The sequence below is a fragment of the Rhizobacter sp. P3_B12 genome (genome assembly GCF_056402895.1).
The window spans coordinates 1-7,111 of record NZ_JBFUGN010000253.1 but is presented as its reverse complement, the minus strand read 5'-3'; the positions used below and the strand labels follow the sequence as shown (position 1 = coordinate 7,111).

9 protein-coding genes are annotated in these 7,111 nt (G+C 65.4%); 7 read left to right on the top strand and 2 right to left on the bottom strand.

Annotation, left to right across the window (positions count from 1 at the left end):
- The first annotated feature begins 266 nt into the window (after positions 1-266).
- The 4 genes from motA to AC1D01_RS15045 all read left to right on the top strand — a co-directional run bounded on the left by motA (position 267) and on the right by AC1D01_RS15045 (position 3,220).
- Positions 267-1,127: a flagellar motor stator protein MotA gene (gene motA / locus AC1D01_RS15060; RefSeq protein WP_477867543.1), complete on the top strand. Its 861-nt coding sequence runs from the start codon at positions 267-269 to the stop codon at positions 1,125-1,127.
- Between the two features lie 13 nt (positions 1,128-1,140).
- Positions 1,141-2,091 carry a flagellar motor protein MotB gene (gene motB / locus AC1D01_RS15055; protein WP_477867541.1) on the top strand — a complete coding sequence of 317 codons (951 nt, stop codon included), beginning with the start codon at positions 1,141-1,143 and terminating at the stop codon, positions 2,089-2,091.
- A 69-nt stretch (positions 2,092-2,160) separates the two neighbouring features.
- Positions 2,161-2,553 (top strand): chemotaxis response regulator CheY, encoded by a 393-nt coding sequence (gene cheY / locus AC1D01_RS15050; RefSeq protein WP_047511116.1) that lies wholly within the window; start codon positions 2,161-2,163, stop codon positions 2,551-2,553.
- Positions 2,554-2,590: 37 nt separating this feature from the next.
- Positions 2,591-3,220 carry a protein phosphatase CheZ gene (locus AC1D01_RS15045; RefSeq protein ID WP_477867539.1) on the top strand — a complete coding sequence of 210 codons (630 nt, stop codon included), beginning with the start codon at positions 2,591-2,593 and terminating at the stop codon, positions 3,218-3,220.
- Between the two features lie 225 nt (positions 3,221-3,445).
- Here AC1D01_RS15045 and AC1D01_RS15040 read toward each other — a convergent pair whose 3' ends face one another.
- Both AC1D01_RS15040 and AC1D01_RS15035 read right to left on the bottom strand, forming a co-directional pair.
- A complete protein-coding gene (locus AC1D01_RS15040) occupies positions 3,446-4,087 on the bottom strand; it encodes a response regulator (protein WP_477867545.1) in 642 nt (213 codons plus the stop codon).
- Positions 4,087-5,241 (bottom strand): hybrid sensor histidine kinase/response regulator, encoded by a 1,155-nt coding sequence (locus AC1D01_RS15035; protein ID WP_477867537.1) that lies wholly within the window; start codon positions 5,239-5,241, stop codon positions 4,087-4,089. Before AC1D01_RS15035 ends, AC1D01_RS15040 begins: the two co-directional genes overlap by 1 nt.
- Positions 5,242-5,440: 199 nt before the next feature.
- Here AC1D01_RS15035 and AC1D01_RS15030 point away from each other — a divergent pair, with 199 nt between their 5' ends.
- The 3 genes from AC1D01_RS15030 to AC1D01_RS15020 all read left to right on the top strand — a co-directional run.
- Positions 5,441-5,908 carry a hypothetical protein gene (locus AC1D01_RS15030; protein WP_052213005.1) on the top strand — a complete coding sequence of 156 codons (468 nt, stop codon included), beginning with the start codon at positions 5,441-5,443 and terminating at the stop codon, positions 5,906-5,908.
- Between the two features lie 62 nt (positions 5,909-5,970).
- Positions 5,971-6,333, top strand: coding sequence for a response regulator (locus AC1D01_RS15025; protein WP_047511098.1), 363 nt, complete (start codon positions 5,971-5,973; stop codon positions 6,331-6,333).
- Between the two features lie 67 nt (positions 6,334-6,400).
- Positions 6,401-7,111: Hpt domain-containing protein (locus AC1D01_RS15020; RefSeq protein WP_477867535.1), on the top strand; the 711-nt coding region annotated here is incomplete at its 3' end.

Sequence of the window (7,111 nt, the reverse complement as noted above, 5' to 3'; positions counted from 1 at the left end):
ACCGCATGGTTTTCAAAGCCCTTTGCTTTGGTTACTTTCATTTGGGCTCAAATGAAAGTGACTCGCCCGCCGGGGCGAGACCCGGCAGCAGCCCCACGCAGTGAAAAGAAGCCCCCCCGCAGGGGCGAGAAGGCGATTTTCCAGCGCTGTTCGAGCGATTGCCGAACCCTCCCCCCCCCGACACTCAAGTGACTGGGGTGGGGGCCGATAACGGTCCGAGACCAGCGCGGCGTGCGCACTCCCCCTTACACGGAACAGCCTGGAACATGTTCGTCCTCATCGGTTACGCGGTTGCCCTCGGGTGCATCTTCGGCGCCTATGTCCTGCACGGCGGGAACATGGGCGTGATCATCCACGCCCTGCCGACCGAACTGATGGCCATCCTGGGCGGCTCGCTCGGCGCCTTCGTCGTGAACAACCAGCCGAAGGTGCTGAAGGCGACGCTGGCAGCACTGCCGCCGCTGCTGAAGGGCTCGAAATACTCGAAGGCACGCTACATGGAGCTGCTGGCGCTGCTCTACGACATCCTGCAGAAGGCGCGCAAGGAAGGCCTGATGTCGATCGAGAACGACGTCGAGCGCCCGCACGAATCGGCACTCTTCAAGAAATACGCGACAGTGGGCAACGACCACCACGTGGTCGAGTTCGTCACCGACTACCTGCGCATGATGGTCTCGGGCAACCTGAACGCCCACGAGATCGAGAGCCTCATGGACAGCGAGATCGACACCCACCACCACGAGGCGCATGCGCCCGCCGCGGCGATCGCCCGGCTGGCCGGCGCGCTGCCGGCGTTCGGCATCGTGGCCGCAGTGCTCGGCGTGGTGAACACGATGGGCTCGGTGGGCCAGCCGCCCGCGATCCTCGGCGGCATGATCGGCTCGGCGCTCGTCGGCACCTTCCTCGGCATCCTGCTGGCCTATGCAGTCGCGGAGCCGCTGGCCGGGCTGATGGAACAGAAGAACGACGAGAACGGCAAGGAGCTGCAGTGCATCAAGACCACGCTGCTCGCAAGCATGCAGGGCTATGCGCCGCAGGTGGCAGTGGAATTCGGCCGCAAGGTGCTGTACTCGACCGACCGCCCGACCTTCGCCGAACTCGAAGGCCACGTGAAGGGCAAGAAGTGAAGGACGCTCCGTAATGGCCGGCGATTCGAAGAAGCTGCAGCCGATCATCATCAAGCGCGTCAAGAAGGGCGGCCACGGCGCCCATGGCGGCGCGTGGAAGATCGCCTATGCCGACTTCGTGACGGCGATGATGGCGTTCTTCCTGCTGATGTGGCTGCTCGGCTCGACGACCGAGGGCGACAAGAAGGGCATCGCCGACTATTTCCAGGCGCCGCTGAAGGTGGCGCTGCTGAGCGGCGGCAGCGGCTCGGGCGATTCGTCGCACGTGATCAAGGGCGGCGGCACCGACCTCACCCGCAGCGGCGGCCAGGTCAAGAAGGGCGACACCGCGTCGCGCAGCACGATCAACCTGGCGGCGATGAAGGCCGAGCAGCGCCAGGCCGAGGCGCAGCGGCTGCAGGTGCTGAAGCAGCATGTCGAGGACGTGCTGGCGGCGAACCCGAAGCTGGCCGCGCTGAAATCGCAGATCCGGCTCGACATGACGCCGGACGGCCTGCGCATCCAGATCGTCGACGAGCAGAACCGGCCGATGTTCGACAGCGGCAGCGCGCTGGTCAAACCCTACATGCGCGAGCTGCTGCAGGAGATCGGCGGCGTGCTCGCCGAGGTACCGAACCGGCTGACGCTGGAGGGCCACACCGACGCGGCGGCCTTCGGCGGCGGCGAGCGCGGCTACAGCAACTGGGAGCTGTCGTCGGACCGCGCCAATGCATCGCGCCGCGAACTGCTGATGGGCGGGCTGCCCGAGGACAGGATGCTGCGGGTGCAGGGGCTCGCGTCGAGCGCGCTGTTCGACCGCAACGACCCGCGGAGCCCGTCGAACCGGCGCATCAGCATCATCGTGATGAACCGTGATGCGGAGGACCGCTTCTTCCAGAACACGCCGTTGGCACCGGAACCCGAAGCGCCGGCTGCCGAGGGGGCGATCACGCCGCCCTCAACTTCCGCCGCGACTGCCCGATAACAGCCGCAAAGCAGCCGATTCCAGGCTCTACACCGTACCACCGCCCCAAGCGACCCAGCGAGGACTCTCATGAGCACCGATTTGAAATTCCTGATCGTCGACGACTTCTCGACCATGCGCCGCATCGTGCGCGGGTTGCTGAAGGAGATCGGCTACAACAACGCCGAAGAGGCCGAGGATGGCGCGGTGGCGTTGAACATGCTGAAGAACGCGAAGTTCGACTTCGTCGTCAGCGACATCAACATGCCGAACATGAACGGCTTCGAGCTGTTGTCGGCGGTGAAGGCCGATGCGAGCCTGAAGCACCTGCCGGTGCTGATGGTGACCGCCGAGGCGCGCAAGGAAGACATCGTGCGGGCGGCGCAGGACGGCGCGGCCGGCTACATCGTCAAGCCCTTCACGAAGGCCACGCTGGAAGAAAAAGTCCAGAAGATCATGCAGAAGCTGGCCACCGCGGCCTGATGCCGCACCAGCCCCCCGACGTACAAGGGAACACATCATGAAGATGGATACGATGGCCACCCTGGCCCCGCCGACGGCTGCGGCCTCGCCCGAGGTCTTCCAGCAGCTCGGCGTGATCACGCGCCAGTTGCACGACACGCTGATGCAGCTCGGCGTGATCCCCAAGCTGCAGACCGCGGCCGACAACCTGCCCGACGCGCGCAGCCGCCTGAACTACATCGCCGAGAAGACCGGTGCTGCGGCCAACAAGGTGCTGAATTCGGTCGACCAGGCCAAGCTCGAGCACGCGAACATCGCTGCCGACACGCGCCGCATCGCGGCGGCCATCGTGGCCGACCCGGTGAAGGCGGTGGCCTCGGGTTCGGTGATGAATTTCGTCGGTGACGTCGAGGCAGCGACCGCACGCATCGACCTGCACCTGACCGACATCATGATGGCGCAGGACTTCCATGACCTGACCGGCCAGGTCGTGGCCAAGGTCGTCGCGCTGGCATCCGACCTGGAAGACAGCCTGGTCAAGCTGCTGGTGCAGGCGGCTCCGCCGGAGCAGGTGCAGAAGGTGGATTCGTCGATCCTCAACGGGCCGGTGGTCAATCCGGAAGGGCGCACGGATGTGGTCGCCAATCAGGGTGAAGTGGACGACCTGCTGGCGAGCCTCGGGTTCTGATTCTTCTCACTGCGTGAGGCTGCTGCCGGGTTTCGCCCCGGCGGGCGAGTCACTTTCATTTGAGCCCAAATGAAAGTAACCAAAGCAAAGGGCCTGGAAAACCATACGGTTCGTTCAGTCTCGCTGCGGACAACACTGCCACTTCGGCTAGACATCCACCTTCATTGGGATTGTTGGCCGTTCTTCTCCACGCAGCTCGCTACGCATCGTCCCTCGGCAGGCCGACTACTCGCTGCCGACCAGGCCGTTGCGGATCGCGTAGACGGTCATCTCCGAGTTGTTCGAAAGCCCTAGCTTCTCGAGCACTCGGGCCCGATAGACGCTCACCGTCTTCGGGCTGAGCATCAACTCTTCTGCGATGTCCGAGAGCCGTTTTCCCGACGCAATCATCACCAGCGTCTGCAACTCTCGGTCCGACAGTTTCTCGTGCGCAGCTTCCGTCGAGGGCGTCGTCAGGCTCTCCACCAGCATCTGCGCAATCTCCGGTGTCACGTACTTGCGCCCTTGCCCCACCGTGCGCACCGCGGCCACGATCGTCGCGGGGTCGCCGCCCTTGTTCACGTAGMCGAATGCGCCGGCCCTCAGCGCCCGGATCGCGTACTGGTCCTCGGGGTACATCGACACCACCAGCACCCGCATCGTCGAGCCTTCGTCCTTCAGCACGTGCAGCACGTCCAGCCCGCTGCGGCCCGGCAGGTTGATGTCCAGCACCAGCACGTCGCAGCCACCCGTCGTGCGCAACAACGAACGCAGCTCGGTGTAATCACCCGCCTCGCCGATCACCTCGATGTCCGGAGCGTCCGACAAGGTGTCGCGAATGCCGCGCCGGATCAACGCATGGTCGTCGCACAGAATCACTTTGATCATCAGATATTCCCCCACACCGTCGGGTCATATGGCGCCGACGGTTCCTCGGCGAGCTCGAAGTCCAACTCCTCCGACATCATCTCCAGCGGCACCGACAGGATCAACGTCGTCCCGGCCGGCCCGCTGCTCAGGTCCACCCAGCCGCCTACCGTGCCGGCCCGCTCGTGCAGCCCACGGATGCCGAACGAACGCACCTTCGCCAGGTCGTCATGGTGCAGGCCCCGGCCGTTGTCGCTGATCTCGAGCGACAACACCCCGCCCGCCAGCGTCAGGTCGATCTGCACATGGCTCGCATGCGCATGCTTGGTCACGTTGGTCAACGCCTCCTGCGCCGTGCGGTACGCCACCAGCGGCACACCCGCCGGCAACGTGAGATGGTCGTAGCGGCTGCGGAACTCGCAGGTCACGCCGGTGCGCTTCTCGAAACGGCTCGCCATCCACTGCAACGCCGCCACCAGCCCCTGCTCCAGGATCGCCGGCCGCAGGTTGTGCATCACCCGCTGGCTCGCCTCGATCGCATGACTCACCGTCTCGAGCGCCGAATTGACCCGCGCCAGCACCTCCGGCGAATCGGAATGCCGCGCAATCCACGCCAGGTCGAACTTCAGCGCCGTCAACGAACCGCCCACATCGTCATGGATCTCGCGCGCAATCGCCGCCCGCTCCGATTCGACGCTGGTCTGCAGATGCTGCGCCAGTTCGTGCACCCGCTGCTTCTGCTCGCCCAGCTCGCGGTCGGCACGCTGGCGCGCCAGCAGCAGCTCGTGCGCCTCCACCGCGTGCAGCAGCGCCGGCACCAGCCGCGCCAGGTTGTTCTTCAGCAGGTAGTCGCTCGCGCCATTGCGCATCGCCTCGACCGCGGTGTCCTCGCCGATCTCGCCGGACACCAGGATGAACGGGATGCTGCGCCCGCTCGCCTTCAGCAGGTCCAGCGCCACCAGGCCCGAAAAGCCCGGCAGGTTGTAGTCGGACACGATGATGTCCCACTCCTGCGACGGCTCCAGCTCGCGCAGGAACTCGACCTCGGAATCGACCCGCACCGCGTCGACATCGAGCCCGCCGCGACGCAGGTGGGCCAGCGTCAGGTGGTGGTCGAGCTCGGAATCCTCCAGGTGCAGGAGGCGCAGGCGCTGCTCGGCAAGAGGCGGTGACATGGCCCGAGTATGCCAAGCAACCGGTTCGGAGGTGCCAACTTCGCACGCTCCCGGGAGCCATTCGAAATGGCAGCGCTTTTCACCGGTGATTGAGCTAATGCTTTCCGCCCCCCTGCCGAAAATGGCAGACAGATAGCACGCCCTGCGCAGGAGCTCCCCTGCGCAGCGCCCCATCCCTCACCTTCGAGCGGAGATTCGGATGCAGATGAACGACGCCAACGATGCCGGCATGCCACCCGCCCCCGCGGGCATGGCACTGCTGGCCGCCGCCGACCTGCAGGACCACCTGATGTCGGCCACCAACGATCTGGAACGCCTTCAGACCCTGCTGGCCGACGCCTGCGACACGCTGATGCAGCGTTTCTACGGCGCGTCGGAACAGATCCGCGTCCTGCGTGAACGCCCCCACTCGGGCGAAGAAAGCGATCAGGTGTTCAGCGGGGTCATGCAGGACCTGGGCGGTGCGGTCACCGCGCTGCAGTTCCAGGACATGGCGTCCCAGCTGATCCACCACACCAACCGCCGGTTGCGCAACTGCGTCGATCGGCTGGCCCGCGAGGCCTTCGCGGATGACGAAGACGGTGAGACCGTGGTCGAGGAAGCCCCGTTGCGACCCAACCCGGTGACCCAGGCCGAAATGGACGTCGGCTCCATCGAGTTGTTCTAGGCCACCCCTCAAGACTCCAGTCCCACCTACCGAAACAGTTTTCGAGAAATCCGGAGAAAACCATGCATTCCATCCTCGCGGTCGACGATTCCGCCTCCATGCGCCAGATGGTGTCCTTCACGCTGAAGAGCGCCGGCTACAACGTCGTCGAGGCCGTGGACGGCCAGGACGCGTACGAGAAGACCAGCGGTCGCGACTTCGACCTCGTGCTGACCGACCAGAACATGCCCCGCATGGACGGCATCAGCCTGACGAAGAAGCTGCGCGACAACCCGAAGTTCAAGAGCACGCCGATCCTGATCCTGACCACCGAGTCGAGCGACCAGATGAAGCAGGCAGGGCGCAGCGCAGGCGCCACCGGCTGGCTGGTCAAGCCTTTCGATCCGGCCAAGCTGATCGAAGTCATCAAGAAGGTCGTGCGCTGAGCTTCGCGGCTCGCGCACCGACCTGTTCGCCATTGACAAATAACGACATTCCATCCAGGAGCACGCCATGGGCGAGATGACCTCCGAAGGCTCTCAGCTGAGCGCCGGCATCGACCTGAGCCAGTTCTATCAGGTCTTCTTCGAGGAAGCGGGCGAGAACCTCGACCGCATGGAGAAGCTGCTGCTCGACCTCGACATCGAGTCGGCCGACGACGAGGAGCTCAACGCGATCTTCCGCTGCGCCCACTCGATCAAGGGCGGCGCCGCGACCTTCGGCTTCTCCGATGTCGCCGAGCTGACGCACCAGATGGAGACGCTGCTGGACAAGCTGCGCCGCCATGAACTGACCCCGACCGCGCCGATGGTCGACGTGCTGCTGCAATCGGGCGACGCGCTGCGCGCCCAGCTGGCACGCCACCAGGGCAACGGCGGTGCCGAACTCGACACCACCGAGCTGCTGTTCAACATCCGCGCGATGGTCGCCGGCGAGGCGCCCCCGGTCGCCGTTGTCGCGTCTGCCGCCGCCCCGGCCGAAAAGCCCAAGGCCGCCGCATCGTCGTCGGCGATGCCCGCCCCGTCGACCGCCGGCCACGCCCGCGTGCTCGAACTGCGCGTCGGCCCGCTGAAGAACCTGACGGACGCCGACAACCTGGTCGAGCTGTTCAAGGAAATCACCGACCTCGGCACCATCGAGCCGCTGGACAACGGCATGTCGGCCGACGGCATGCGCCGTTTCAAGATCTGCACCACCAGCAGCGACAGCGACCTGCTGGACCTG